The organism is Aminobacter niigataensis, assembly GCF_014200015.1.
Taxonomy (GTDB): Bacteria; Pseudomonadota; Alphaproteobacteria; order Rhizobiales; family Rhizobiaceae; genus Aminobacter; species Aminobacter niigataensis.
This window is the reverse complement of sequence record NZ_JACHOT010000001.1, coordinates 965,061-986,477: the sequence shown is the minus strand read 5'-3', so window position 1 is coordinate 986,477 and position 21,417 is coordinate 965,061. Positions and strand designations below refer to the sequence as shown.

General features: G+C 64.2%; 31 protein-coding genes. 23 read left to right on the top strand and 8 right to left on the bottom strand.

Translation table 11 applies throughout. From position 1 onward, the window contains the following. Nucleotides 1-29: 29 nt before the first annotated feature. Entirely contained in the window at nt 30-281 is a 252-nt protein-coding gene (locus tag GGQ99_RS04975; protein WP_183261091.1) for a hypothetical protein, read from the bottom strand. Beyond that, nucleotides 278-1,696: a hypothetical protein gene (locus GGQ99_RS04970; RefSeq protein WP_183261089.1), complete on the bottom strand. Its 1,419-nt coding sequence runs from the start codon at nt 1,694-1,696 to the stop codon at nt 278-280. The genes GGQ99_RS04975 and GGQ99_RS04970 overlap by 4 nt, the downstream gene beginning before the upstream one ends. Nucleotides 1,697-2,014: 318 nt before the next feature. Between GGQ99_RS04970 and GGQ99_RS04965 the strand changes: the two genes are divergently transcribed. Continuing rightward, nucleotides 2,015-2,254, top strand: coding sequence for a DUF982 domain-containing protein (locus GGQ99_RS04965; RefSeq protein WP_183261087.1), 240 nt, complete (start codon nt 2,015-2,017; stop codon nt 2,252-2,254). A 5-nt stretch (nt 2,255-2,259) separates the two neighbouring features. Here GGQ99_RS04965 and GGQ99_RS04960 read toward each other — a convergent pair whose 3' ends face one another. The 6 genes from GGQ99_RS04960 to GGQ99_RS04940 form a co-directional block, all read right to left on the bottom strand. Next, complete coding sequence (locus GGQ99_RS04960; RefSeq protein ID WP_183261085.1) at nt 2,260-2,619, bottom strand: hypothetical protein; 360 nt, start codon at nt 2,617-2,619, stop codon at nt 2,260-2,262. Beyond that, nucleotides 2,609-2,743, bottom strand: a complete 135-nt coding sequence (locus GGQ99_RS26280) for a hypothetical protein (protein ID WP_281379870.1) — start codon at nt 2,741-2,743, stop codon at nt 2,609-2,611. Before GGQ99_RS26280 ends, GGQ99_RS04960 begins: the two co-directional genes overlap by 11 nt. Before the next feature lie 64 nt (nt 2,744-2,807). Next, a complete protein-coding gene (locus GGQ99_RS04955; RefSeq protein ID WP_183261083.1) occupies nt 2,808-3,068 on the bottom strand; it encodes a hypothetical protein in 261 nt (86 codons plus the stop codon). Then, on the bottom strand, nt 3,065-3,325 hold the full coding sequence (locus GGQ99_RS04950; protein WP_183261081.1) for a hypothetical protein: 261 nt from the start codon (nt 3,323-3,325) through the stop codon (nt 3,065-3,067). The genes GGQ99_RS04955 and GGQ99_RS04950 overlap by 4 nt, the downstream gene beginning before the upstream one ends. After that, nucleotides 3,322-3,603 (bottom strand): helix-turn-helix domain-containing protein, encoded by a 282-nt coding sequence (locus GGQ99_RS04945; RefSeq protein WP_183261079.1) that lies wholly within the window; start codon nt 3,601-3,603, stop codon nt 3,322-3,324. Before GGQ99_RS04945 ends, GGQ99_RS04950 begins: the two co-directional genes overlap by 4 nt. A gap of 325 nt (nt 3,604-3,928) precedes the next feature. Beyond that, nucleotides 3,929-4,543: a LexA family transcriptional regulator gene (locus tag GGQ99_RS04940; RefSeq protein WP_183261077.1), complete on the bottom strand. Its 615-nt coding sequence runs from the start codon at nt 4,541-4,543 to the stop codon at nt 3,929-3,931. Nucleotides 4,544-4,651: 108 nt separating this feature from the next. Here GGQ99_RS04940 and GGQ99_RS04935 point away from each other — a divergent pair, with 108 nt between their 5' ends. The 22 genes from GGQ99_RS04935 to GGQ99_RS04835 all read left to right on the top strand — a co-directional run bounded on the left by GGQ99_RS04935 (nt 4,652) and on the right by GGQ99_RS04835 (nt 21,392). Further along, nucleotides 4,652-4,888, top strand: a complete 237-nt coding sequence (locus GGQ99_RS04935; RefSeq protein WP_183261075.1) for a helix-turn-helix domain-containing protein — start codon at nt 4,652-4,654, stop codon at nt 4,886-4,888. Beyond that, on the top strand, nt 4,872-5,135 hold the full coding sequence (locus GGQ99_RS04930) for a hypothetical protein (RefSeq protein ID WP_183261073.1): 264 nt from the start codon (nt 4,872-4,874) through the stop codon (nt 5,133-5,135). Before GGQ99_RS04935 ends, GGQ99_RS04930 begins: the two co-directional genes overlap by 17 nt. Beyond that, a complete protein-coding gene (locus tag GGQ99_RS04925; protein ID WP_183261071.1) occupies nt 5,132-5,515 on the top strand; it encodes a hypothetical protein in 384 nt (127 codons plus the stop codon). Before GGQ99_RS04930 ends, GGQ99_RS04925 begins: the two co-directional genes overlap by 4 nt. Then, a complete protein-coding gene (locus GGQ99_RS26070; protein ID WP_246389415.1) occupies nt 5,451-5,987 on the top strand; it encodes a hypothetical protein in 537 nt (178 codons plus the stop codon). The genes GGQ99_RS04925 and GGQ99_RS26070 overlap by 65 nt, the downstream gene beginning before the upstream one ends. After that, on the top strand, nt 5,909-6,217 hold the full coding sequence (locus GGQ99_RS26275; protein ID WP_343061689.1) for a winged helix-turn-helix domain-containing protein: 309 nt from the start codon (nt 5,909-5,911) through the stop codon (nt 6,215-6,217). The genes GGQ99_RS26070 and GGQ99_RS26275 overlap by 79 nt, the downstream gene beginning before the upstream one ends. After that, entirely contained in the window at nt 6,214-7,020 is an 807-nt protein-coding gene (locus GGQ99_RS04915) for a DUF6551 family protein (protein WP_183261066.1), read from the top strand. The genes GGQ99_RS26275 and GGQ99_RS04915 overlap by 4 nt, the downstream gene beginning before the upstream one ends. Next, nucleotides 7,017-7,787, top strand: a complete 771-nt coding sequence (locus tag GGQ99_RS04910) for an SAM-dependent methyltransferase (protein WP_246389414.1) — start codon at nt 7,017-7,019, stop codon at nt 7,785-7,787. The genes GGQ99_RS04915 and GGQ99_RS04910 overlap by 4 nt, the downstream gene beginning before the upstream one ends. Beyond that, entirely contained in the window at nt 7,784-8,257 is a 474-nt protein-coding gene (locus GGQ99_RS04905; protein ID WP_343061688.1) for an ASCH domain-containing protein, read from the top strand. The genes GGQ99_RS04910 and GGQ99_RS04905 overlap by 4 nt, the downstream gene beginning before the upstream one ends. After that, nucleotides 8,254-9,366 carry a DUF7146 domain-containing protein gene (locus GGQ99_RS04900; protein WP_183261064.1) on the top strand — a complete coding sequence of 371 codons (1,113 nt, stop codon included), beginning with the start codon at nt 8,254-8,256 and terminating at the stop codon, nt 9,364-9,366. The genes GGQ99_RS04905 and GGQ99_RS04900 overlap by 4 nt, the downstream gene beginning before the upstream one ends. A 1-nt stretch (nt 9,367) precedes the next feature. After that, nucleotides 9,368-9,622 (top strand): hypothetical protein, encoded by a 255-nt coding sequence (locus GGQ99_RS04895; RefSeq protein ID WP_183261062.1) that lies wholly within the window; start codon nt 9,368-9,370, stop codon nt 9,620-9,622. Then, nucleotides 9,619-10,908, top strand: coding sequence for a hypothetical protein (locus tag GGQ99_RS26010; RefSeq protein WP_210307737.1), 1,290 nt, complete (start codon nt 9,619-9,621; stop codon nt 10,906-10,908). The genes GGQ99_RS04895 and GGQ99_RS26010 overlap by 4 nt, the downstream gene beginning before the upstream one ends. A gap of 75 nt (nt 10,909-10,983) precedes the next feature. Continuing rightward, nucleotides 10,984-12,870, top strand: a complete 1,887-nt coding sequence (locus tag GGQ99_RS04885) for a hypothetical protein (protein ID WP_183261060.1) — start codon at nt 10,984-10,986, stop codon at nt 12,868-12,870. Nucleotides 12,871-13,637: 767 nt separating this feature from the next. Beyond that, nucleotides 13,638-14,291: a hypothetical protein gene (locus GGQ99_RS04880; RefSeq protein WP_183261058.1), complete on the top strand. Its 654-nt coding sequence runs from the start codon at nt 13,638-13,640 to the stop codon at nt 14,289-14,291. A 78-nt stretch (nt 14,292-14,369) separates the two neighbouring features. Beyond that, the gene (locus tag GGQ99_RS04875) at nt 14,370-16,247 is read left to right on the top strand and encodes a hypothetical protein (RefSeq protein ID WP_183261056.1); all 1,878 of its coding nucleotides are present in this window, start codon (nt 14,370-14,372) and stop codon (nt 16,245-16,247) included. A 79-nt stretch (nt 16,248-16,326) separates the two neighbouring features. After that, complete coding sequence (locus GGQ99_RS04870; protein WP_183261054.1) at nt 16,327-16,641, top strand: hypothetical protein; 315 nt, start codon at nt 16,327-16,329, stop codon at nt 16,639-16,641. Nucleotide 16,642: 1 nt separating this feature from the next. Beyond that, nucleotides 16,643-16,834: a hypothetical protein gene (locus GGQ99_RS04865; RefSeq protein ID WP_183261051.1), complete on the top strand. Its 192-nt coding sequence runs from the start codon at nt 16,643-16,645 to the stop codon at nt 16,832-16,834. A gap of 4 nt (nt 16,835-16,838) precedes the next feature. Further along, nucleotides 16,839-18,449: a portal protein gene (locus GGQ99_RS04860; RefSeq protein ID WP_183261049.1), complete on the top strand. Its 1,611-nt coding sequence runs from the start codon at nt 16,839-16,841 to the stop codon at nt 18,447-18,449. After that, the gene (locus tag GGQ99_RS04855) at nt 18,446-18,688 is read left to right on the top strand and encodes a hypothetical protein (RefSeq protein ID WP_183261047.1); all 243 of its coding nucleotides are present in this window, start codon (nt 18,446-18,448) and stop codon (nt 18,686-18,688) included. Before GGQ99_RS04860 ends, GGQ99_RS04855 begins: the two co-directional genes overlap by 4 nt. After that, complete coding sequence (locus tag GGQ99_RS04850; protein ID WP_183261045.1) at nt 18,685-19,068, top strand: hypothetical protein; 384 nt, start codon at nt 18,685-18,687, stop codon at nt 19,066-19,068. The genes GGQ99_RS04855 and GGQ99_RS04850 overlap by 4 nt, the downstream gene beginning before the upstream one ends. Then, a complete protein-coding gene (locus tag GGQ99_RS04845) occupies nt 19,052-19,987 on the top strand; it encodes a hypothetical protein (protein ID WP_183261043.1) in 936 nt (311 codons plus the stop codon). The genes GGQ99_RS04850 and GGQ99_RS04845 overlap by 17 nt, the downstream gene beginning before the upstream one ends. Nucleotides 19,988-20,144: 157 nt before the next feature. After that, nucleotides 20,145-21,023: a phage capsid protein gene (locus GGQ99_RS04840; protein ID WP_183261041.1), complete on the top strand. Its 879-nt coding sequence runs from the start codon at nt 20,145-20,147 to the stop codon at nt 21,021-21,023. An 84-nt stretch (nt 21,024-21,107) separates the two neighbouring features. Then, nucleotides 21,108-21,392 (top strand): hypothetical protein, encoded by a 285-nt coding sequence (locus GGQ99_RS04835; RefSeq protein WP_183261039.1) that lies wholly within the window; start codon nt 21,108-21,110, stop codon nt 21,390-21,392. Nucleotides 21,393-21,417: the final 25 nt, after the last annotated feature.

Sequence of the window (21,417 nt, the reverse complement as noted above, 5' to 3'; positions counted from 1 at the left end):
TTCCTAGTATGTTCTCACTGCGCCGGCGGTCAAGGTGTGAGGCTGCGCCCCCGCGTCCAGAAGACTTCACCATTGCCGCGACAGACATGGCATTTGAACTCGTAGCCCCATATGCGGCTGGCATAGTCGTAAAGCGCGCCGTGCGGACTGGCAGGGCCGGCCGGCGAAAGGATCACCTTGGCGCTAGCAATGTTGGTCAACGGATGCACCTGGTCGCGACAACACCGATAGAAGCCGTCACCCTTGCAGTGTCGGCAAGCGCGGATCAGGAAGCGGCTCATAGCCCGAACTCCGTTTCGCCGTCAGCGTCGTACCAGTCGACCATCTTCTTGATCGCCGAGTCGGCCATTTCGGGGTGGCGCGCCAGATAGTGCTTGAGGATCCGCGTCGCGCTTTCGGGCGTGTGGCCGGTGATGGAAATGATCTCCGGTATGGTGGCGCCAGAAAGCGCCATCCACGTCACGGCGGTGTCGCGGAAGTCACCTTCCTGCAGCGGCTGCAGGCCGGTTTCGGGGTCGCCCAGCAGCGACGGGCACGGCTTGACGATCCAGACAACCGGCGGCTCGCTGTTGCGGCCTTCGGCCCGCCACCTGGCCTGCAGCTTCTCGGTGGCCGCCTCGTCCATGATGCCCTTGGCGGCGATCGCGCGCAGCTCGGCATAACGCTTGCGGTAGCGGTCGCCGTCGTCGGGGAAAGGCTGCCACAGCTGTTCGTCGAGGATGACGCGCGGATTGACGATGCCGGCCCCCTGGCGCCGCTTCTGGCTGGCTTCCATGCGCTGCTCGAGTTCGGGCGCCTGCATGACGGAAACGATGGCGCCGGTCTTGGCCTGGCGGAAGATACGCCGCTTGTTGAGCAGGCCCTTGTCGACCATCTGCAGGCGGTCGCCTTGGCGCTGGCCGGTCCAGACGCCGAGGATCACCATGTCGGCCATTTCGGGCCATTTCAGATGATCGGCCACGGCGACCAGCGTTTCGATCTCGATGCGGCGGCCGAAGCGCACGCGCGGCGGCGGCGTGACCATGCCCAGCCCCTTGGCCGGGTTGACGCCCTGGTTGGAAGCGAAGCTGAACTTGCCGCGCTTGCGGCCCCAGCTGAGCGCGATCGACAGCGTTGCGATCGATCCGCGCGCCTGCGACAGGCCGTAGGCTGAAACCAGCTCCTCATAGAGCCCGAACAGGATCGGCTGGTCGAGCGCGTCGACCGGCGAAGCCCATAGCGAGGGGTCGTGACGCTCGATGATGCCGAGCTTCTGCTTGAAGTCGACGATCGACTTGGGCGCATAGATGACCTTGGCGGCGCGCTGTCGGCGCTGCTCGGCCTCGTCCTTGGGCTGGTTGAACTTGGGCGAGCGTTTCCAGTCTTCGAACAGATCGCCCAGGCTATAAACGGCCGCCTTGCGCCCGGCAGGTGCTGCGCGCATGGCGGCCGGCTTCTCGGCCTCGGCCTCTTTCGCGGCCTGCTTATGGCTTTTGACGAAGGCTTCCGACCAGTCGACCGTCTCACCGCGGCTGAACCAGCGGCCGGCGTTGCGATCGCCAGGCACAAGATCGGTGGCACGCCACTTCGCCGGCGCCGGATCCGGCCAGCGCAGATCGGTGTCCTTGTAGCCGGCGGCGCGCAGCTCGGGCCCCGGCTTGAAGCGCGGGCGGCCGTCACGAAAGGCAACGTGAGGATGCGGCGAGATCTTCGGCATGGGTGGCTCCCTGTCGGCGGCCAAGGTGAATCGAAAGCGGCCGGCTGTCAAAAAGAGACCCGGCAGGTACACGAGCGGGGGATCGCTCATCCTGCCGGGCCAGCTTGCTCCCCACACAACCAGTACAGGCGGGGAGAATGGACGCCGGCGGGCGGAATTGGAGGGGAACCGCCCGCCGGCTGGGCCGCATCCGGGGGGGTGATGCGGCCTGAAGGGTCAGAAGAAGAAGTCGTCGGGATCGTCGTTGGCGTCGATCTCGTCGAAGTCGTAGTCGAAGGGCACGCTTGCCACCGCCGGTGCTGCCGGCGATGATGCGGCATGATGTGGTTTTGGCCGCCCGTGCCGGTGAAAGTGCTCGCGAACCCGGGCCACACCTATGACGTCAAGGCTGTCGAGGTCTGCATCGAGCAGCTGGAGACCTGGCCGAAGCGCACGGCCAAGTGGCGCAAGGCCTACAAGACCTGTTTCGATGCGCTCGAAGGCATGGCCACGGCCGCCGACGCCCGCAAGACATTCGAGGCAGCGGCGATCGAGGCCGGCGTGCTGCGACAAAGGTAGCGCGCTCAAAGCTCACCCCCTTGCGCGCCGCTAGGGGCGGCGAGAGCGGCGCGCAAGCCGGCCATGATGCGCGCCTTCGAGGAATCTAGAGCGGCCTGCAGGTGCGGGCTATCAGACGTGAACTTGCCGTCGCCCATACTGGCGCCCAGCGCAAAAGCACTCGCCATCTCCTCCGTCACGCGCTGTGTCTGCTCCTCCGTCACTCCTGCTGAAGTGGTGGCGAGGTAAGCGTCGACAGCCGAATCCGCCCGCACAAGCGGGAACACCGCACCGCCGAAACCAGTCGCGAGATCTCGCGCTTCCTTTTCGTCATGGACGAGCCGGCGCAGCTCCGCGCCGAGCACAAGCCAACCCTCAATCGTCATTGCGGACCTCGAAACCGAACAGCCGCGGGCGCGGCAGGGCATAAATGACGGTGCCGACGGCGATCCCGATCAGGAACGCAATGCTGCCGGCGGCGCAGAGCATCAGGACAAGCGGCCAGCTCATGAGCGCACCGCCAGGGCGAGAAAGGCCAGCATGACGCCGGCGTGAAGAAGGATCGGCAGCCAGGTCATGCGGCTTTCCCTTCCCGTTCTAGCTCGGCCAGCTTGTTGCGCCCGGCTTGCGTAATGACCCGGCGCTGACCGCCACGCGTTTTGCGGCCTGCTTCCGCGAGAAAGCCATGGTTCCAGACCAATCGGGAGACGATGGCCCCGCCGTGGTAATCCCAGCACCTGCCGGGATTGATCCAGCCGGCGGCGGTCCAGCAGAGGCCGCCCTGGTCGTCGGCGGCAGCGGCCGCCTTGAGTGCTGCCACCATCTTCGGCGTCATGCCCGCCTCCTTTCGGCGCGGGCCTGCATGACGATGTGCAGGTTCTTGCCCTGCCCGGTCAGCACCGGGCATGGCTGGCGGCCGGTGATGTCGATGCGGATCAGGCCGAGGCCCCGCAGCGAGTTGACGACGTCGAGACTGACGCCCGCCGGCGCCTTGCCGTAGCCGTTGAGGCGGCGGTAAAGGCGGTGATCGTGGATGAGGCGCAGGCCGCGCTTTTGCTGCGGCGACAGCTGCTGTGGAAGGATCATGCTCACGGCTTTGCTCCGTAACGGTTGCGAAGCGAGGCGTTGGCGGCCGCGACCATGTCGGGCAACGCTCCCTCGTTCTGGTTGGCGGGCATCGGCATGGGCATCTGCCCGCCGGAACGCAGCCACGACTCGACAGCCCGGCGCGGGAACGTCCACGTGCCGGGGATACGGCGCGGGAAGCCGTAGAGCTGATGCTGGCGCAGCCAGTTGCGCATGACCCAGCCGACCGTGCGCCCAAGGGCGGCGGCGACCTCTTCAATGCCTGCTGTCTCGTTGCTGAGCATGTTGCGACCCGCGTTGTGATTTGCGGATCACAATAAGCAAGTACGCTTATTTTGCAAGTAGCACGCTTAGAGGAGTGTGCGCGCGCTGAATGATGCTCGGTACGAGGGAAAATGTCCTATGCGCGATTCGAGCTTTGCCGTCTGATCGTTGCGCGCAATCTGTCGCCCTGTGGCGGCGCTCCATTGCGCGCAATTTGTCCGCCGCGATGCGGCAAGGCGTTGCGCGCAATTCGTCAACCGCGCACGCGGTAGGCGTTGCGCGCAATCTGTCAAGCAAGCCGCCACGACGCGTTGCGCGCAATTTGTAAAGGGAGGTTTCGGGGAGTTAGTGGCGCGGACGAATGACGCCGCATTCCACGCCGAGGATGACGACACGTTCGTCATCGACCTGCTCGGGCTTCGAGGCGCCGATCTTGGCGGAATGGGTCATGATGAACGGCGGGTCGAACCGCCGCATAACGGCCTCGGTCTTGCCGGTGGCCAGATCCGTGAGCTGGGCAATGACAACGTCGCCAGCCTTGGGACGCAGGTTCTGGTCGACCAAAACCACATCGCCAGGGAGGATGCCGAGCAGGTCGAGCGCCCAGCTCTTCATCAGCCATGGCTCGACGCCATTGCGGTTGCCACGATGCGCATCGATGGCGGCAATCACCCAATCCGGCAGGCGCTCATCCTGGTTGGCATCATAAGGAACGGCCTCGCTCTGGCCGAAGCCAGGCAGCCGGCGCTGGCCGGGAAAAACATTCTTGGGAATGCCGGTATAGGCCGAGATCGCGTCAAGCGAGCGATCGGTGATCGTGAGCTTGCCGGACCTGTCATTGATGTAGCGCGTGACCGTCGAAGCGGCGAGCTTCGAGTTCAACGCCAGATCCGACAAGGACAGGTTCATGTACCGGGCAACGGCCCGGATCCATTCCTTAGTATCGTGCTGCTCGCTCATGACGCGCACGATAGGATGTGAACTCGCTACTACTCGCACGCAAACACGCCTTGCATAATCAGCGTACTCGCTTATCACGGTAAGCAAGATAACGGCAAGGTGATTCGCGTGTTGGGATTTGAAGACATCGAGCTTCGGCGAGACGCCGCGCGCATCGAGCAAAAAGAACTCTGCGAGCGCGCCGGTGTTCATCTGCAGACCTACTCCCGCCTCAAGAACAGGCCGGGGAGCCTCGGAGCAACCACGCGCACCCTCAAGAAACTGAAATCCGCGCTCGACGAACTGATCGGCGAGCGGGTGCAGGCGCTCATCAGCGAAGGGGCAAGCGATGGAAAGTCCAATTGAACACGCCCGGGCGGCACGGTTTGCCGCGGCCAGGGTGGCGGAAGCCATGCAGGACATACTGCGGGCCGAGGCCAGCGCCCTACCCGTACACTGGAAGCTGGCCGCCGGCCATGACGCGTTGATGAGCAGCGTTTCGCACCTGGCGATGAACTGCCACCGCACCAGCACGCGCCTATTCACCGGAGCGCCATTTCGCGTGAACCGCCTGCGCTCGCTGTCGGGTGCTCACGGGGCGCAGCGGGCATGAAATCGATCACCGTCGCCGTCGACGTGGCCAATCTCGCGGCGGGAGCCGGCCCGCGCGGCCATTTCCGCCGCGTTGTCGGCCTGCTCGACGATCGGCAGACGGTGGCGATCGCCACGATGGTTTCCGGCCAGGCAGTGGCCGAACACGAACTTTCGTTCCGGCTCGACGATGGCTTGCGCCTCGCCGAGGCAGTGCTTGCCGGCGACCGGCGAGCGATGACCCAGCCGGGCCTTGCCCGGACACTTTCAGCCACGGCCGCGCTTTTGTTCCGCGTCTCGCATGCCGCCGGGGCCTTCCAGACAATCGAGGGGTTTGATGGAGACGCTGAATATCGCGGCGATCGAGGCCAAGAGACGGGCGATGAACATTCCCAAGACTAGGCTTTGCGCCGTCGCCGGCGTCGGCCGCCGCACTTACGACTACATGCACAACGGCACGACCGCGCCGCAGGCGGCAACACTTGGCCGCCTGCAAACCGCGCTCGACCGCTTGCGGCGCGGCGTGGGTGGCGAGGCCTACGGCCTGGCGCCGCATGCCGTCTACAAGTCCTGCATGGTAGTGGCTGCGTCCTACATGCAGGCCAATGCCACAGCCGCCCTCGATGCCGATCCCGGCCGGCGGGCAACGGCAAACCCGGAATGGCAGCGCGCCGCCGAGGTTCGCCGCGTCGGCTATTTCATCGCCAACCAGTTTCTCGGCTTCAAGATCTCCGACCTCGCCCGCGCCGCCGGCGTGACGAAACAGGCCGTTTCCACGGCCGTTCGCGAACTCGAATGGGAGCGCGACCGCGAGGGAGGCAACAACGGGCAGCTCGATCGGCTGCTTTCCAAGCTGGAAGAGGATTTCAGATGACCAAGCACAGCAGCCAGGACGAGATCTCGGAAACCAGCCAGACGGTGGCCGCCGGCCAGCTGCTTGCCGACGTCTATTGGCTCGAAAACGAAGACCCCGAAATCAAGATCATCGACGTGTGGATCTGCAAGCTACGCAAGAAGCTGCTGCCGCTCGGCGTCAAGATTGAAACGGTGTGGGGGCGCGGCTACCGCCTGTTGCCGGTTGCCTCCCAAAAGGAGGCAGCATGAGCATGATTAACAAGGACATTGGACAAAAGCCGGTCTTGGAGTGGGTCGACGTTGGCTTGATCGACGTCGACGGGAACTACCAGCGCGAGATCAAGCCGCATCTGGTCGACAAGATCCTGCGCGGCTTCTCCTGGTCTAAGTTCGGCGCAATTGTCCTCTCGCGACAGGAAGGCGGTCGCTTCGCCGTGGTCGAAGGCCAGCATCGGTGGAAAGCCGCGTGCATGCATCCGTCCGTAACCGACGTGCCAGCCGTAATCGTCACGCATGACGGGACGAAAAGCGAGGCGGAAAGCTTTCTGGCCATCAACCGCGACCGCATGGCGGTCACCTCCGTTGAACAATACTGGGCGGGATTGACCGCAGGCGATGACACCGCCATTGCGATTTCCAACGTCCTGCAAGCTTCCGGCTGCGATGTCGTGCCGGCGCAAGGCCATTACCGGCCAAATCTGACCAATTCGATCAGTGCGATCGACCGTTGCCTAAAACGCTATGGTGCTGGCGCAACCCGTCGCGCTCTGATGGTTATCCGCGCGGCCTGGCCGGATGATGCAAAGGCCCTCCGTGGCACGCTCATCACGGCATTGGCCCGGATCATCCGGTCAAACGAAAAGACCATTGCGGAGTCCGAGCTGGTCGCGGCCATCAGGCCGCAAAGCATCGCCAAGCTGACCGCCCATGCTGAGGCGTTTCGGAAGCTCTCAGGCGGCTCGGCCGAGACGGCGCTTTCCAAGGCCATCACCGAACTCTACAACAAGGGCAAGCGCACCAATCTCATCTACATCGGTGAGCAGCGCGCATGAACGCCCGCACGCACTCGACGGCCGTCATGGCGCGGCGGGTCGAGCCCGCCGACAGCCTCGATTTCTTTCCGACGCCGCCATGGGCGACACGGGCGTTTTGCGAGCACGTGTTGCAGCGCATCTGGTTCGGGCCGACGCCCTTCGACTGTACCGTCGAGGATCCCGCTTGCGGCGAAGGCCACATGGCGCTGGCGCTGGCCGAGTATTTCACCGAGGCGCGGGCCAGCGACATTTTTGGCTATGGCTATGGCGCCGTGCAGGACTTCCTGCACCCCGATCATCGGCCGACCGGCGTCGACTGGTTCATCACCAATCCGCCTTTCAACCTGGCGCTCGACTTCGTCGAAAAGGCGCTGACCTTTGCCCGCCGTGGCGTGGCGATGCTGGTGCGGACGCAATTCCAGGAAGGCGAAGAGCGCTTCGAGCGGCTGTTTTCGCGGCGGCCGCCGCAGTGGATCGCCCAGCATGTCGAGCGGGTGCCGATGCATCGCGGCCGCTGGGTGGTGAATGGCACCTCGGCGACGGCTTATCAGTGGCTCATCTGGTTCAAGCACCCGGCGCATCGCGACATCGAGGTCGGCACCCGCTTCATGTGGATCCCGAAGAGCCGGCGCACGTGGTCGCGGCATGACGACTGGCTGCGCTTCGGCGGCTGCTGGGATCTGCCGAAAGAGCACAAGGCGCTGCAGCTGCAGGACCGTCGCTATCTCGCGCCAGCGCTGACGCTGGCCGAGGTGCGGGCGGAGATGCAGGGGGCGCTGCTGTGATCCTGCCCCGTCTCGCTCTTTCTGTCCGCCAGCCGTGGGCTCATGCACTCGCCATGGGCTGGAAGGACATCGAAAACCGCAGCTGGCGGCAGCCTAACCCCGGCCTGAAGTTTCGCGGGCGCTTCGCAATCCACGCCTCGCTCGGCATGACGCGCTACGAATATGAGGACGCCGCCGAAACGTTTGCACATCTCGGCTATGCCTGCCCTGCCCCGGCCGATCTGCTGCGCGGCGGCATCGTCGGTGTCGCCACGGTTGCCGACATCGTCAAGACCTCAGACAGCCCATGGTTCTGCGGCCCGCGCGGGCTGGTGATCGTCGAGGCCGAGCCGGTCGCGTTCGTTCGCTGCGGCGGACAGCTCGGCTTCTTCCAATGGCACCCCGACCAGATCGCCGACGCGCCTGTGCCCGCAAAATGGATGTTGCCACGCCCGGCGCCGACCGCCGATCCGCAGGGAACGCTGCTATGAAAGGCGACCTCGACCTGATCAAGGGCCAGCTGCAGGACCGCGTGCGCGAGGTTTGCGAGCGGCTGTTGCCCGACGGCAAGGAAGAAAGCGGCCAGTGGGTCAGCTTCAACCCGATCGAGGGCGATTACCTGCCCGGCCGCCTGCCCGCGCTGAAGATCCGCATGCGCGGCGGCGTCGTCGGCGCCTGGAAGGATTGGCGCTGCGGCGAGTCCGGCGACGTCATCAAGCTCGTGTCCTACCTCAACCGCACCGACACGACCGGCGCCCTGGTGTGGGCCCGCGACTTCCTCGGCCTGCGCACCATGACGCGCGCCGACCGCGAGAACATGCGGCGCGTCGAGGCGCAGCGAAAAGAGAAGCGCGAGCGCGATGACCAGGCGGCGCGGATCCGCAAGCTGAAAGCCGCCAACCGGCTTTACGTCGAGCACACGGCGCCGATCGGCGCCGGCTCGCCGGCAGAGCACCGCGCGCGGGCCTATTTCGCGGCACGTTGCGCGCCGCTCGACCAGGTCGTCAACCTCAACCTCGAGACGTTCCGGTTTGCTGCGGCAACGGAATGGTGGAAGGGCGCCAAGTGGTCGAATGAGGGGAACCGCAAGTTCAAGAGCGAGCCCGGGCCCGCCTTCCCCGCGATCCATAGCGCCATGCGCGTCTGGAACGGCGAAATCACCGCCTGCCACGTGACCTTTCTCGATCTGCTCAAGCCCAAGAAAGCGCCTGTCGAACCGGCGAAGCTGATGTTCGGCGAGGCGCTGGGCGCGGTCATCGAGATCTCGACCGGGCCGACCGGGCAGCCTTTCTGGCGCGCTGAAGAAGCCGTGCCGCTGATCATCGCCGAGGGCATCGAGACCGCGCTTTCCTTTGCCGTCACCCTGCCCGAAGCCCGCGTATGGGCCGGCGGCAGCCTGGCCGGCATCGGCAACGCCCCGGTCAACCTGCCGTGCGTGTCGTGGGTGCTGTTCGCCCGCGACAACAACGTCGGCAATCCCCAGGCCCAGAAGCAATTCGAGCAGGCACTCGGCCGGCTTGAGGCGAGCGGCAAGCGCGTCGTCGTGGAAGCCAGCCACGTCGGCGACGATTTCAACGACCTGGCTCAAGGAGAAGAGTGACATGAAAGAGAGGGTTAAAAAGCCCGGCTACATGCTCCGCGCCGTAATGGCCTGGTGCATTTTCAATACGATCCTGTTCGTGACGCTCGGCATACTCGTTTATCTGCTGACGCCGTTTCTGGACCGCTGGTTTGTAGTCATCCCGATCCTGGTCGGGGTGATCGTTTCGGAATGGGTGATCATGGCCGAGACGATCGCACCGATCGTCAAGGAATGGATCGCACAGGAAGAATGGGTTGAGGAGAAGCGCCCATGAGCAAGAAAAACAGGGTGCGTCATGGGCAATTCAGCACTGACATCGGAGCCACAGCCGGGACCGCCAATGTGCCGGGAGACGAAAATCGATCGACTGGATCAGCTGCTCTGGAGCCCGCGCAGCCATCCACCGACGCGGGCGATGGTTCGGCGGATGCTGCTGACCTACTCGGCGCCGGTGGGATCGACAGCGGCGACCAGGCTGCAGCGACGGATCCAGTATCGGCTGTGGGACAGGCTGGACGCCCGGCCGAGGAACAAGCGGAGGAAATGAGCGATGGGCAATCGCAGGAAGCGCAGGGCAATGGTGGCGAAGATCCCGCCGCATCGGGGAACGGTGGTGCTGACGCCTCTGGCACCGTCGCCGAGCCTGCTGCAGCTGCTGGAAACGCAGCACAGGATCCGGGAAAAGATGCACCAGGCGATGTGCTTGCCGGCGGCGTTGCTGGGCAAGCCGAAGGCGACGGGGTGAACCTGTGGCGGAAAAAGCCTGTTGTCATCGAAGCTATCACCTTCGATGACCTAGTCGCGCATGGCGTGTCATCAGGTGCACCGCTTACGGGCGGGATGCCTTGGTCGTTTAGCTACAAGGGCCATCCGATCACCCACGAGAACGACAACTGCTATCTGATCCCGACTTTGGAAGGGACCATGCGCTTCGATCGTGGCGACATGCTGATTACCGGCGTCAACGGTGAAATCTACCCTTGTAAGCCCGACATCTTCGCCAAGACATACGAGCAGGTGTTATCCGGCGAGCGAGCAGCTCAAGCCTTCGCTGGCATGCTTGGTGCAATTCTGCCTCCTCCCTTGCCAGATGTGCAGCCAGAACCCGTGCCATCCGCCCAAGCCTGGCAGCCGTACACGAGGGTTCAAAAGGCCGGCATGACAGCGGCCGCATCTATGAACGAAGCCTTCTGGGCGTTGGTCGGCTTCGGCCCGGCTGCATTGGATGATCCGCGTCTTGAGCGCCTAAACAGCAACTACACGCTGTGGCGGCCGGCGGCAGATTTCATTGCCGCCAATCGCGATGCCCCGGCCGAGGCGATCCCGATCCACCTGGCGCTGAAACGGATCGGGGGCTCGACCCAGCCCGAGCCGCTGGAAAAGACGCTGTGGACCGTCTTCAAGACCGTGTTCCTGCTCGTGCATGACGCGATCGTCGAGGCCGAGCGCGCGGCCGTGGAAACGTTGCCGGCAGGCGCAGCGACTATCTGGCCGGGCGACCTCGCCATGCAACCCCAGCCCTCGGCCTTCGACGCGGCCGGCTTCTCTCCCAGGCGCTGAGACCTCCCAAGCCAGCGCCATTGCCCGCCGGCACACGGTCGGCGGGCTTTTTTATCTCCAGTGCAGCGGATCGACATGGCCAAGAAGGCGCAGACACAGACCGGCAACCGCGCGATCCGCGCCATTTTCGGGGATGCCCAGAGCATCGCCGAGGATGAAAAGCCGATTGTCGACCTCGATCCGAACGAACCCCGCAACGGCATCAAGCCCGGGCAATGGCCAGGCTGGCCCGACAGCGCCATGCCGCCGGAACACCCGGTCAAGGTGATCGGCCGCAACGCCGCCGGCAGCGAATATTACTTCCTGACCGCGACCGGGCATTTTCGCACGATCAGCAAATTCGACGGCCGCACGCTCGCGGATCTCTATGCGCCGTTGTCGGACACCCTGAAATGGTGCTGGCCGGCCTTCGGCAAGAAGAAGGTATGGGACCAGGAACAAGGCCAGGAGGTGGAAAAGCTGGTGGTCAAGCGCGTCGAGCGCGACCAGGCTTTCGACTGCCTGATGAACGAAGCGGCGCGGAAGCCCGACTTCGATCCCTACTCCCAGCATCGCGGCCGTGGCGGCTGGCAGGACAGCCAGGGGCGATTCCTGTGGCATTCCGGCGGCTGGCTGTGGGCGGCGAACGGCTCGAAGCTTGAGCGATCGCGCCCGGCCGAGCATGACGGCTTTCTCTATACGCGCCAGGCGGCGACGATCGAGCCATGGCGCGAGGCGGTGCGCCCGGAGGAAAGCCCGGCGCGCCGGATCCTCAACGATCTGCGCACGTGGAACTGGCAGCGGCCTTACCTCGATCCAATCCTTGTGCTGGGCTGGCTGGGCACGGCTCTGATGGGCGGCGCGCTCAAGGCCCGCCCTATCCTGTTCACCAGCGGTGGCGCCGGCGTCGGCAAATCGACGCTGCTGGAGCTGATGCGCAGCGCGCTCGAAGGCGCCGTCATCACCACCGTCAACACCACGGCCGCCGGCATCTACCAGCGCGCCAAGCTCGACTCGCTGCCATTCCTGGTCGACGAGCTCGAAAGCAAGGCCGGCTCGACCCGCGCCGACAACGTGATCGAGCTGGCGCGCGTGGCCTATACCGGCGGCGACATCAGCCGCGGCGGCCAGGACCATGAGGCGACGACCTTCACGGCGCGCAACAGCTTCGGCTTCTTCGCCATCAATCCCCCGCCCATGGGCCCGCAGGACAAGAGCCGCATGGCCCTGGTCAATCTCGCCCGGCTCAACAGCCAGAACGCCCTGAAACTGACGCTCAAGCCCGAGACGGACGGCCGCATGATGCTGCGCCAGATCATGGATGGATGGACGGATTTTCAGGGCCGGCTGCTGTCCAACTATTATGATGAACTTAAGCCGCACGGCCTCGACAGCCGCGCGATCGACACCTTCGGCACGCTTTTGGCGGCCGCCGAGCTGCTGGTCGGGCCCGAGGCGCTGGAAGATTGCGGCCTGCCGGTGGCATCGGTGGGCCGGCTTGGCGAGATGGTGGCGGCCGCGACGTCGATCGAGCGATCGGAGACGCTGGATAACTGGCACGAATGCCTCGACCATCTGTTCCAGAGCCCGATCGACGCCTGGCGCGACGGCGTCAAGCCGACGATCGGCCAGGTGTGCGAGAAGCTGCGGCAAGGACCGTCGCAAGGCGGCTGGGACGCCGCCGGCGCGCGCGAACGCCTGCAACTGGTCAACCTCGGCGCCGTCGACAAGGGCAAGGTCAGGGGCGCGCCGCACATTGGTGCGTGCCTGGCGGTGCCGCTTGACGGCCCGATGCTGAAGCGCATCTTCGCCGACACCAAATTTCAGCAGAGTGTCTGGTATTCGGCGCTCAAGGGCGCGCCCACCGACATCGTCATCCGTGGGCTGGGCAACGGCCAGAAGGTCAGGATCAACGACAGCGTCAAGACATGCCTGCTGATCGATCTGGACGCCTTCGAGGAATACGCGAGCGCGGTAGAATAGAGCGCACGGCGCGCGACCAGCGCGCCGCCTGCAGCCCACCCCCATCAACTGAGAGACTGTGAGCGCGCCCCAGCGCCACCCTATCCATTGCCGCGACCTGGCGCGCGTGGTGGTGCCGTGCGTCGCGTCAGAAACAACTTGTGGCCCGGCAGGGCCACGCCGCTTTCATCTCTCCCAGCCCCGCTATGTGCAAGAAATCCGGCCGCTTTTTCGTCATTGCGCAATTTCGACGTTTGGGGCGTCCGCGCCCCCGGAAAAAGGCGCAGAAAACTTGCGTAATCCCATCGCCCGCGCCCAACGCCCGCGCGTCATCAACCTGCATTCGCGCGATTTTTGGAGCCCATTTGCCCTGATTTCCCCCGCCCATTGAGCCCCGCAATTGACGCCCCGCGCCCCCGCCCGACCAGCAGCAAAGCGAGATTCGCCGCGCTTTTATCCTTGCTGGCAGTTGACGTTAGCGCCGATCAGCGAGGGTTGAGGCCGTGACTTGCGGGGCCGGGAGAGGTTACCGGGTTACCAGTCAGTTACCGGCGCGGTAACTGAAAATCATCAAGGAAATCAACACCATATGCATAATTGTTACTGGTTACCGCCTAGTAGAGTTCCTTGTACGCGCGCGCGCGCCCGCATGCGTTATGAAGTAACCATGTAACCGGTAACATCACACATGTATCGATTTGATTTTGCTATCGAAAATCCGGTTACCGCGCCGTTACCGGGCGCTTTGAACGGTTACCGGATTAAAATATTGGCCTTGGAGCGGTGCGATGACGAATAAGGGGCAGGAAGAGGCACACACACCCGCCGCGCCTGGCGCCGAAGCGCCCAGCTCGGCGCTGCCTGGTGCCGATCCGCTCGACCTGTTGGACGGCTCGCCTGACCTCGATGCGTTGGACCTCTTGGCGCTGGCGGCGGAACCTGCTCTGTCGCAGCGCCGGGCTCGGGGGAGGCCGCAAGGCGCGCTCAACCGCAAGAACGCCGACATGATCGCCTATCTCAAGGCCCTCGGCCATCGCGACCCATGGGTGACGCTGTCGACAGTCCAGTCGGCCGACACGATGAAACTCGCCCTGGCGCTGCGCTCGCCGGTCATGAAGAACGGCAAGCAGCTGGTGAGCAAGGCCGGAACGCCGCTATTCAACACGCCCAGCCCGATGGACGTCCTGGCGCTGCAGATGCGCGCGGCAGACGCGCTGATGCCCTACCACCACGCGAAGAAGCCGCAGCAGCTCGACCTGGGCGACCTGGGCGACAAGCGCCCGGTCATGGTCATCGGCGAGATGAACGTGGCGATCGCCAACGATTACGGCATCATGAGCGCGGGCATTGCGCCCGGTGCGGACATGCAAGGAAATCAAGGACTTAGCGAAGGCGAGGCCGTGCGAGATGGAAAGGTTATCTCGCACGATGAACCTAAGTGATTGAATACGCTTCGCAATCCGCCTGTTTCCTACTGATCGCAAATCAGTAGGGCGCTTGAAAACCGGCAGTGCGAGGGCATGTCCAGCCCGAGCCGTTGGGGTGCCGCGCGCCGCCGGCGTGGTGCCTCGACCCCGCCCCCCTCCCACGACCTGGCCGAGATCCGGCGCGCCCGAATTTCAAAACCGCGCGGCCCCCCCGCCCCCCCACGGGGGTGGTGCCTCACACACACCGCCCTTTTCGAAAGCATGCCTGCCACTGGACTCGCAGCCGGCGGAAATAAATTCGCAGCATTGAATCGGGATGCGGGCTCACGGGCACGCGCACGCGAGGGGTGCAGGGTCATGGGTCTGGGCTTCAATTTGGTCCGCAACTATCAACCGCCGGGGCCGGTGGCGGCGCGCTACATCATGTCGTTGGGTCCGATCGATCTGATCCGTGGACCTTGGGGCAGTGGCAAAACCGTTGCCAGCATCTTCAAAATGGTCCGACACTCGGCGGTAGACTTCCCGATCTGCCGCGACGGTGTCGTGCATGTCCGCTGGGTGGCGGTGCGCGATACCTACCGCGAAATGGCCAAGACGGCGCTGGCCTCCTGGCTTGAGGCCTTCCCGAAAGGCGGCCCCTACACAGCGTCCGACAAGGATGCATTTTCAGGCGGCCAGGACCGGCCAGTCTCTCACATGCTCGAATGGGACGTCGTTCGCAGGTGGTATGTCCGGCGAGGCGAGTGGGAAAACCGTCCGACGAAGATCCGCATGGAAATGCAGTTTGGTGCGATCGGCGACCAAAATCTGGAAAGCTTTTTCAAGGGTTACGAGATCTCGGGCGGGTGGCTTAACGAATGCGACCTGATCAACGGGGATGTGCCTGGGCTGCTCTATGGTCGAACCGGCCGCTATCCCCCCGAAGCGGAAATGATGGAATGGGAGCGCGAACGCCTCGGCGTGCGCGTCGATACCGACAGCGGCCGGGAGAGCATCAACGTGCCGCGCATCATCTGCGGCGACTTCAACCCTCCGGACGAAGCCAACTGGACCTACGAACGCGAGATCGAGGAGGCCGGAAAGTGGAAGGCAAAGGGCTACAATTTCTATGCCCAACCCTCCGGCCTGTCGCCACAGGCCGAAAATCGCGCCGGCAAAGCCCGGCATAAGTATGAGGAGGAGGAGCGCTCATTTGGCGGGCCTGACGCACCTAACTCTCGGCGCAACGTGCATGGCATGTATGCACCGAAGGCAGCTGGCACCGTTATCTTTTCGCGCTTCAACATCTTGAAAAACCGTGCCGACCAGCCATTGCCGATCGTGCCAGAGCTGCCGTTTTGCATGGGCATGGACGCCGGCGGCCGGCCGGCTTGCGGCATCGGCCAGTTCATGCCGAACGGCCAGTTTCGGGCGCAAAGGGAAATCGTCTCGCTGCCCGACACCGTCACCGGCCCTGCCCGCTTTGCCGAAAACATCATGGAAGTGCTGCTGCGCGACTATCGGGGCATGCGTTGCGCAGGCGCCTGGGCCGATCCGTCGTCCTGGTATGGTGCCGACAAGGTGCGGGGCGAACTTGCCTGGGTCGAGACGGTGCAGCTCGCGCTGCAGATCCCAATCCTGCCGACCGCCACCAACGACCTCGGTTCCCGTTTCGAGGCGGTAGACTGGTACCTCGGTGACATCGATGGCGTGACGCCGCGGCTGCTCGTTGACCCGAACTGCAAGTTCACCATCCGAGGCTTCGTCTCGCAGTACCAGCTGACCAAAGAGGCGACCAAAGCCAAGACCGACAGTCTCGAGGTGGAGAAAAACCAGTATTCCCACATCATGGAGGGCTGGCAGTACCTGTTCTACGGCTATCGCGGGCCAGCAACCGTGAAGAAACAGGCCGCCCAGCTCGGCCGCGCTTCGAATGTCGTGCCCATGCGCTCGATCACGGCAAAGTCCGATTTCGATGTCTTCAAGTTCTGATACCGCCTGGCGCATCGTGTCGCCGGCGCCGAGGTCGGCCGGGCTCTCCCTCGCGGGCGCGCGCCCGCGTGTGAGGCGCATGGTTCTGGCGCAGATCCGCAATGTCGATTCGGTGGCGGTTTATCGCGGCGACCAGGTCGTGGCCGTCGTCATGTTCGGCCGACACGGCTGGCGCCGGACCGAATTGGCCCTGTCACTGGCCCACGATGCGCACCGACATATGCGCCGCCTGGTGCGCATGGCGCAATTGACGCTTTTTCGCATGGCCGAAACTCACCTCATCGTCGCCAACATCCGACCCGGCAACAGCGCCGGCGAGCGGATGGCGATGCTGGTTGGCTTCCGGCGCTCTCAGCTCAAGCAGCTTGGCGTCTGGGTTCTGCGAAAGGACTAACATGGGCGCGATACTCGGCGGTGGAAACAGCGAAGCCAAGAAAGCGGCGGCGGCTAGCCGGGCGCAGCAGGCAATAGCCAACGACCGGCAGCTTGCCGAGCTGCGCGCCAACGAACAGCGATCCGGCGCCATGCGCCGAAATCCGCGCGGCCGTCGCCTGTTTTCCGACGACAGCAAAAGCACGTTGAGCTGATCAGATGGCCGAAGCCGGCACTACCGCGACCGACGGGACGCCGGTCGCCAAGCAGCGGCAGCGTTCGAAACAGGTCTGGAACAATCGATCCGGCTGGGACGCGCTCTACCAGGACGCCTACGACTACGTGCTGCCCAACCGGCGGCCAGGCGGCCAGGGCAAGAGCAAGCACCCGGCACAGATGATCTTCGACATGACCGGGCCCAGCTCGGCCATGCATTGCGCTGGCGAGATCCAGCGCCAAGTTTTCCCCGTATCCTCGCCCTTCATCTGCGAAACCGGACCTCTGCTCGCCCAACGGCTGCCGGCCGATCAGAAAAAGGTGCTCGATCGGGCGCTGAACGGCGTGGCCAGCTTCGTCTATCCGTTTTTCAAGACCGGCGATTTCGACACGTCGATGCACGAAATGTGCACCGACCTGACTATCGGCACCGGCGTGCTGCTGCCGCTGAAAGGCCCGTCCATCAACGACCCGCTGCGCTTCGTCTGCATTTCGCAGGACGAGGTGGCAATCGCGCAGGATGCCTGGGCCCGCATCAATTACGTGTCGTGGAAGCGCATGAATCTCGGGCGCGAGGCGATTATCGAGGCCTGGCCTAAGGGCGAGTTCAGCGACAGTTTCCGCAAGGCGGCTGTAGCCAAGCCCTATGAAGAAATCACCGTTTATCAGGATTTCTACCGCCTGCCGGATGGCCGGTGGCGTTTTTGCGCCTACCTCGAAAAAGACGGCGGCTTCATCGTCCAGGAAACCTATCGGACACAGCCCATCGCCGTTGCCCGTTTCTACCGCTGGCCCGGCGAGGCTTACGGGCGCGGCCCGGTGCTGTTTGCCCTGCCGACCATCAAAACGGCCAACAAGGCGCAAGAGCTGGCGTTGAAGGCGGCCGCTATCCAGCTGCTCGGCATCTGGGGCTTCAGGGCCGGCGGCACGTTCAACCCCGACACCGTGCGTGTCGGACCCGGCGAATTCTGGCCGATGCAGTCGACCGGCGGCGTGCTGGGCCCCGACGTGCAACGGCTCGACCCTGCATCCGGGCGCCTCGACATCGCGCGCATGGTGATTTCCAACCAGCAGTCGCAGATCCGCGAAGCCCTGCTGGATACCCGCGTGTTCGACGATGGCGGCACGCCGGCGTCGGCATCAGAAATGGCTCTGATCGCGCAGCAAAACGCGAAAGTGCATCTGGGCGCCTATGGCCGCCTCAACCGCGAAACCGTCGCCGTGATCGTACCGCGCGCCATGGAAATCCTCAATGAATGGGGAATCCTGCCGAACCTGATGAGCTTTAACGAACTGCTCGTTTCGATGCACATCAACTCGCCGATGGCCGCCGCGCTCAAGGCCGATCAGCTGATGGCCGCCCAGAACTACTACAACCTGGCGGCCACGCTGTTGGGGCCGGACCGGGCCAACGAAAAAGTGTCGGTCGACCGCTTCCTTGACCATGCCCGCCAGGTGCTCCTGGTGCCGCCCGATCTCGCTACGACGCCGGAAGAGGAACAGCAGGCAGTAGCGGACAACACCAAGCGCCAGGAACAAGCCATGCTAGCGGAAGCTGCGGTCAAGGCGGCGCCGAACATGGTCAACGCGGTTGCCCAGGCGGAGGCCGCATGAGCGCGTCACCATCCATGCTTTCGGCTTTGAAGTGGCTGCGGTCGCGGCACGGCGACGGCGTCTTTGAGAAAAACCACAGTGTTCTTGTCGCTGGCGGAGAGCGTGCGCCGGTAATGCGAAGCACCTGGTCGAAGCTCGCCGAGGCGGGCCTGGTCGAGTTCTACCTCAACCGGCGCCGGGTTCGCGTGACATCGGACGGCCTGAAAATCGATCTCTCGAAGGTCTCGGAGGCAGCATGAGCGGGCCCTTTGCGTTTCCGACCGATGCCATGGATCTCGACAAGATGCTGGAAAGCATCGGCGGGCTGGGCTGGGACGGGCTGAAACAGCAGAATGCGCCTGCCAAGGTGTCCGACCGGTTCGAACCGGACGATCAGTTAAAAATCATGATGTTCGCGTTCTCGCAGACTGCCGAGGGCCGGCAGTTGTTTGAGTGGATCGCGGACCTGACCTTTCGTGCGCCCTACCCTCATGTCGGCAACACCAGGGATAGCGCCTGGCTGGCTGCCAAGGCGCACGAAGCGCGGTCGGCCGTGGGGCTGGCCGTGATGCAAGCGATCGCCGACGGCGAGAAAATCCTCAACAACAAGCGGAGCCAAGCCCATGAAAAACCTTCTTGAACGATACCTTCCTGTTCGCAATACCGATGGTGGTGGCGGTGGTGGTGGCGGCGCTGCAGCTGCCGCAGCTGCAGGTGGTGGAGTTCCGGCATCGGCAGGGGGTGCCGGTGCTGGGGCGGCGGCAGGCGCGGGCGGCGGCTCCGACGACGCGGCTGCCGCCGCAGCAGCTGCGGCCGCAGCCGGGGCCGGCCCCTACCGTCCCAACGGCCTGCCCGACACGATGTTCGGCAAGGACGATCGCGAGACGATCGACAAGATGCACACGGCGTTGAACGGCTACCGCCAGCGCGACGCCAGCGTGCCCGACAAGGTCGAAGCCTATAACAGCTTCGACGTGGACAAGGCGCCCGAGGCGATCAAGCCATTCATCGCCCAGCTTTCAAACGATCCGCTCTACGCCGCCGCCGCCAAGGTGGCGATCGAAGAGAAAATCCCCGTCGGCGCCATGCAGAAGATGACCATGGCGCTGTATGAGGCAGGCGCCCAGGCGGGCATTCTCGAAGCCCCGCTCGACGTGGCGGCCGAGCGCGCCGCCCTGCTGCCTGAGACTGCCAAGAACATGTCGCAGGCCGACCAGGACAAGGCCATCGACGCGCGCATGCTGGCGAATGAAGATTTCGTCAAGCTGATGGTCAGCAACGGCAAGCTCGACCAGAAGGCGGCCGATCATACGCTGCTGATGCTGATGGACAGCGCACACGGAAATCAGTTCCTCGAGGCGGTCGCGAAGATGGCCACTGGCAGCGATCGCGCCCAGCCGTTGAATGGCGACGGTGGCGCCGGTGGTGCCGGTCAGGGCCAGCGCGAAGCATTGCGCGCGCAGCTGGCCGCACCGGAAATGAACCCGCAGCACCCCAACTTCGACCGGGCGAAATTTGATGCGCTCGACCAGCAATACCAACGGTTGATCGGCAACTAGGCCAAGCCGCAATTGACGCGTGCGCGGCCGGGCGATGCTCGGCCTGCGCAACCAAGGGAGCGACCCGGCGGCAGCGGGCTATCCTTCACCGGACCCCGAAAGAACCGGCTCTATCGGCCCCACGGCTGCTTGAACAGCAACCTTCAAGGGGCTTCCCATGACACAGAATATCGCTGCCTGGTACACCGAAAAGATCAAAGACCAGGTCACCATCGCCTACCAGGCGCATGGCGGCATGCTCGACAACACGATGATGCGCGGCGACGTGCTCGCTAACACGGTCAAGTTTCCCATCATCGGCCGCACCGAAGTCTACAAGCTGACCGGCGCCATCGAGCGCGTTCCGTCTGCAGGCCCCGGCCTGTCGACCGTCTCGATGCAGTTCGAAGATTTCGAAGCATCGGACTTCTGGCGCACCCAGGACGTCTACAAGGCCGGTCCCAACGAACAGGCTGCACTGGTTTCCATCCTGACGAGTGCCGTCCGCCGCAAGCGCGATACGATCAAACTCGACTCGCTGGCTGCCTTCGCGGCGTTGGGTGGCGATGTCGCCACGATCGGCAACGGTACCGTCAAGATCGACATTCTCGACCTTGAACGGGCTCGCGCCGAGATGGCGGGCGCTGCCGTCGACGACGAAGTCTATTGCGGTCTGCCGGCAATGTGGATGTCGCAGCTGTGCTTCTACAAGGAGTTCGCCGACGCGCACTGGGTCGGTCTCGACAATGCGCCGTTCTCCAAGGTCCAGCGCATGAAGATGAAGACCGTCCGCAGCGTCAACTACATCGAGCTGCCGGACGAATACTTCACCGGCAAGGACGGCACCTCGCTCTATGCCTACATGTGGGCCAAGAACGCGATGGGCGCGGAAACCCCCATCAACCAGGAAGCGCCGTCGATCACGCCGCAGCCGCTGCTGCAGGGAACGCCGTATCTGGTGAAGAACGCCGTTTCCGGCGCCGCGATCGGCATCCAGGGCAAAGGCGTCAAGCGCCTCGACTTCCTCAAGATCGCAGCACCCGTGCGCCCGACATAACCGCCGCCTGACTGGCACGGCCCGCCGGCGATCCGGCCGGCGGGCACTTCCACAACCCGTTCGCCATAAGAGGAGATTTCCACCATGGCCGGTTTCGAACCTCGCTCCTTGTCGCTCTTCAACTCCGTGCCTTTTGGCACGGCTGGCAAGAGCGTCGACTTCATGAGCTACGCCACTGGTGATGCTGTCGCGACCGTCATCGCCGCTGGCTACTTCAACGGTGCTCGCGCCAAGCTCAAGGTCAACACCATCATCGATGCCGTATGCCTCGCCGATGGCGTCGGCGATCGCGTGTCGCTGATCGTCACCGCCGTTCCCGCATCCGGCAACGTCACCGTCGCCGTCAACACCGACGCTTCGGGCGCCTAATCGCCCGCAGCCTGACACCTGACGC

What these genes read in the sequence shown, in the direction of transcription:
- GGQ99_RS26070 (WP_246389415.1), top strand. Translation starts at nt 5,451, where the DNA reads ATGGAGACGCTGAATATCGCGGCGATCGAGGCCAAGAGACGGGCGATG.
- GGQ99_RS04895 (WP_183261062.1), top strand. Translation starts at nt 9,368, where the DNA reads ATGAAAGAGAGGGTTAAAAAGCCCGGCTACATGCTCCGCGCCGTAATG.
- GGQ99_RS04925 (WP_183261071.1), top strand. Translation starts at nt 5,132, where the DNA reads ATGAAATCGATCACCGTCGCCGTCGACGTGGCCAATCTCGCGGCGGGA.
- GGQ99_RS04850 (WP_183261045.1), top strand. Translation starts at nt 18,685, where the DNA reads ATGAGCGGGCCCTTTGCGTTTCCGACCGATGCCATGGATCTCGACAAG.
- GGQ99_RS04885 (WP_183261060.1), top strand. Translation starts at nt 10,984, where the DNA reads ATGGCCAAGAAGGCGCAGACACAGACCGGCAACCGCGCGATCCGCGCC.
- GGQ99_RS04945 (WP_183261079.1), bottom strand. Translation starts at nt 3,603, where the DNA reads ATGCTCAGCAACGAGACAGCAGGCATTGAAGAGGTCGCCGCCGCCCTT.
- GGQ99_RS04835 (WP_183261039.1), top strand. Translation starts at nt 21,108, where the DNA reads ATGGCCGGTTTCGAACCTCGCTCCTTGTCGCTCTTCAACTCCGTGCCT.
- GGQ99_RS04855 (WP_183261047.1), top strand. Translation starts at nt 18,446, where the DNA reads ATGAGCGCGTCACCATCCATGCTTTCGGCTTTGAAGTGGCTGCGGTCG.
- GGQ99_RS04900 (WP_183261064.1), top strand. Translation starts at nt 8,254, where the DNA reads ATGAAAGGCGACCTCGACCTGATCAAGGGCCAGCTGCAGGACCGCGTG.
- GGQ99_RS04870 (WP_183261054.1), top strand. Translation starts at nt 16,327, where the DNA reads ATGGTTCTGGCGCAGATCCGCAATGTCGATTCGGTGGCGGTTTATCGC.
- GGQ99_RS04955 (WP_183261083.1), bottom strand. Translation starts at nt 3,068, where the DNA reads ATGACGCCGAAGATGGTGGCAGCACTCAAGGCGGCCGCTGCCGCCGAC.
- GGQ99_RS04845 (WP_183261043.1), top strand. Translation starts at nt 19,052, where the DNA reads ATGAAAAACCTTCTTGAACGATACCTTCCTGTTCGCAATACCGATGGT.
- GGQ99_RS04930 (WP_183261073.1), top strand. Translation starts at nt 4,872, where the DNA reads ATGGAAAGTCCAATTGAACACGCCCGGGCGGCACGGTTTGCCGCGGCC.
- GGQ99_RS04975 (WP_183261091.1), bottom strand. Translation starts at nt 281, where the DNA reads ATGAGCCGCTTCCTGATCCGCGCTTGCCGACACTGCAAGGGTGACGGC.
- GGQ99_RS26275 (WP_343061689.1), top strand. Translation starts at nt 5,909, where the DNA reads ATGGGAGCGCGACCGCGAGGGAGGCAACAACGGGCAGCTCGATCGGCT.
- GGQ99_RS04865 (WP_183261051.1), top strand. Translation starts at nt 16,643, where the DNA reads ATGGGCGCGATACTCGGCGGTGGAAACAGCGAAGCCAAGAAAGCGGCG.
- GGQ99_RS04860 (WP_183261049.1), top strand. Translation starts at nt 16,839, where the DNA reads ATGGCCGAAGCCGGCACTACCGCGACCGACGGGACGCCGGTCGCCAAG.
- GGQ99_RS04910 (WP_246389414.1), top strand. Translation starts at nt 7,017, where the DNA reads ATGAACGCCCGCACGCACTCGACGGCCGTCATGGCGCGGCGGGTCGAG.
- GGQ99_RS04880 (WP_183261058.1), top strand. Translation starts at nt 13,638, where the DNA reads ATGACGAATAAGGGGCAGGAAGAGGCACACACACCCGCCGCGCCTGGC.
- GGQ99_RS04970 (WP_183261089.1), bottom strand. Translation starts at nt 1,696, where the DNA reads ATGCCGAAGATCTCGCCGCATCCTCACGTTGCCTTTCGTGACGGCCGC.
- GGQ99_RS04840 (WP_183261041.1), top strand. Translation starts at nt 20,145, where the DNA reads ATGACACAGAATATCGCTGCCTGGTACACCGAAAAGATCAAAGACCAG.
- GGQ99_RS04875 (WP_183261056.1), top strand. Translation starts at nt 14,370, where the DNA reads ATGTCCAGCCCGAGCCGTTGGGGTGCCGCGCGCCGCCGGCGTGGTGCC.
- GGQ99_RS26280 (WP_281379870.1), bottom strand. Translation starts at nt 2,743, where the DNA reads ATGAGCTGGCCGCTTGTCCTGATGCTCTGCGCCGCCGGCAGCATTGCG.
- GGQ99_RS26010 (WP_210307737.1), top strand. Translation starts at nt 9,619, where the DNA reads ATGAGCAAGAAAAACAGGGTGCGTCATGGGCAATTCAGCACTGACATC.
- GGQ99_RS04915 (WP_183261066.1), top strand. Translation starts at nt 6,214, where the DNA reads ATGAGCATGATTAACAAGGACATTGGACAAAAGCCGGTCTTGGAGTGG.
- GGQ99_RS04940 (WP_183261077.1), bottom strand. Translation starts at nt 4,543, where the DNA reads ATGAGCGAGCAGCACGATACTAAGGAATGGATCCGGGCCGTTGCCCGG.
- GGQ99_RS04960 (WP_183261085.1), bottom strand. Translation starts at nt 2,619, where the DNA reads ATGACGATTGAGGGTTGGCTTGTGCTCGGCGCGGAGCTGCGCCGGCTC.
- GGQ99_RS04965 (WP_183261087.1), top strand. Translation starts at nt 2,015, where the DNA reads ATGATGTGGTTTTGGCCGCCCGTGCCGGTGAAAGTGCTCGCGAACCCG.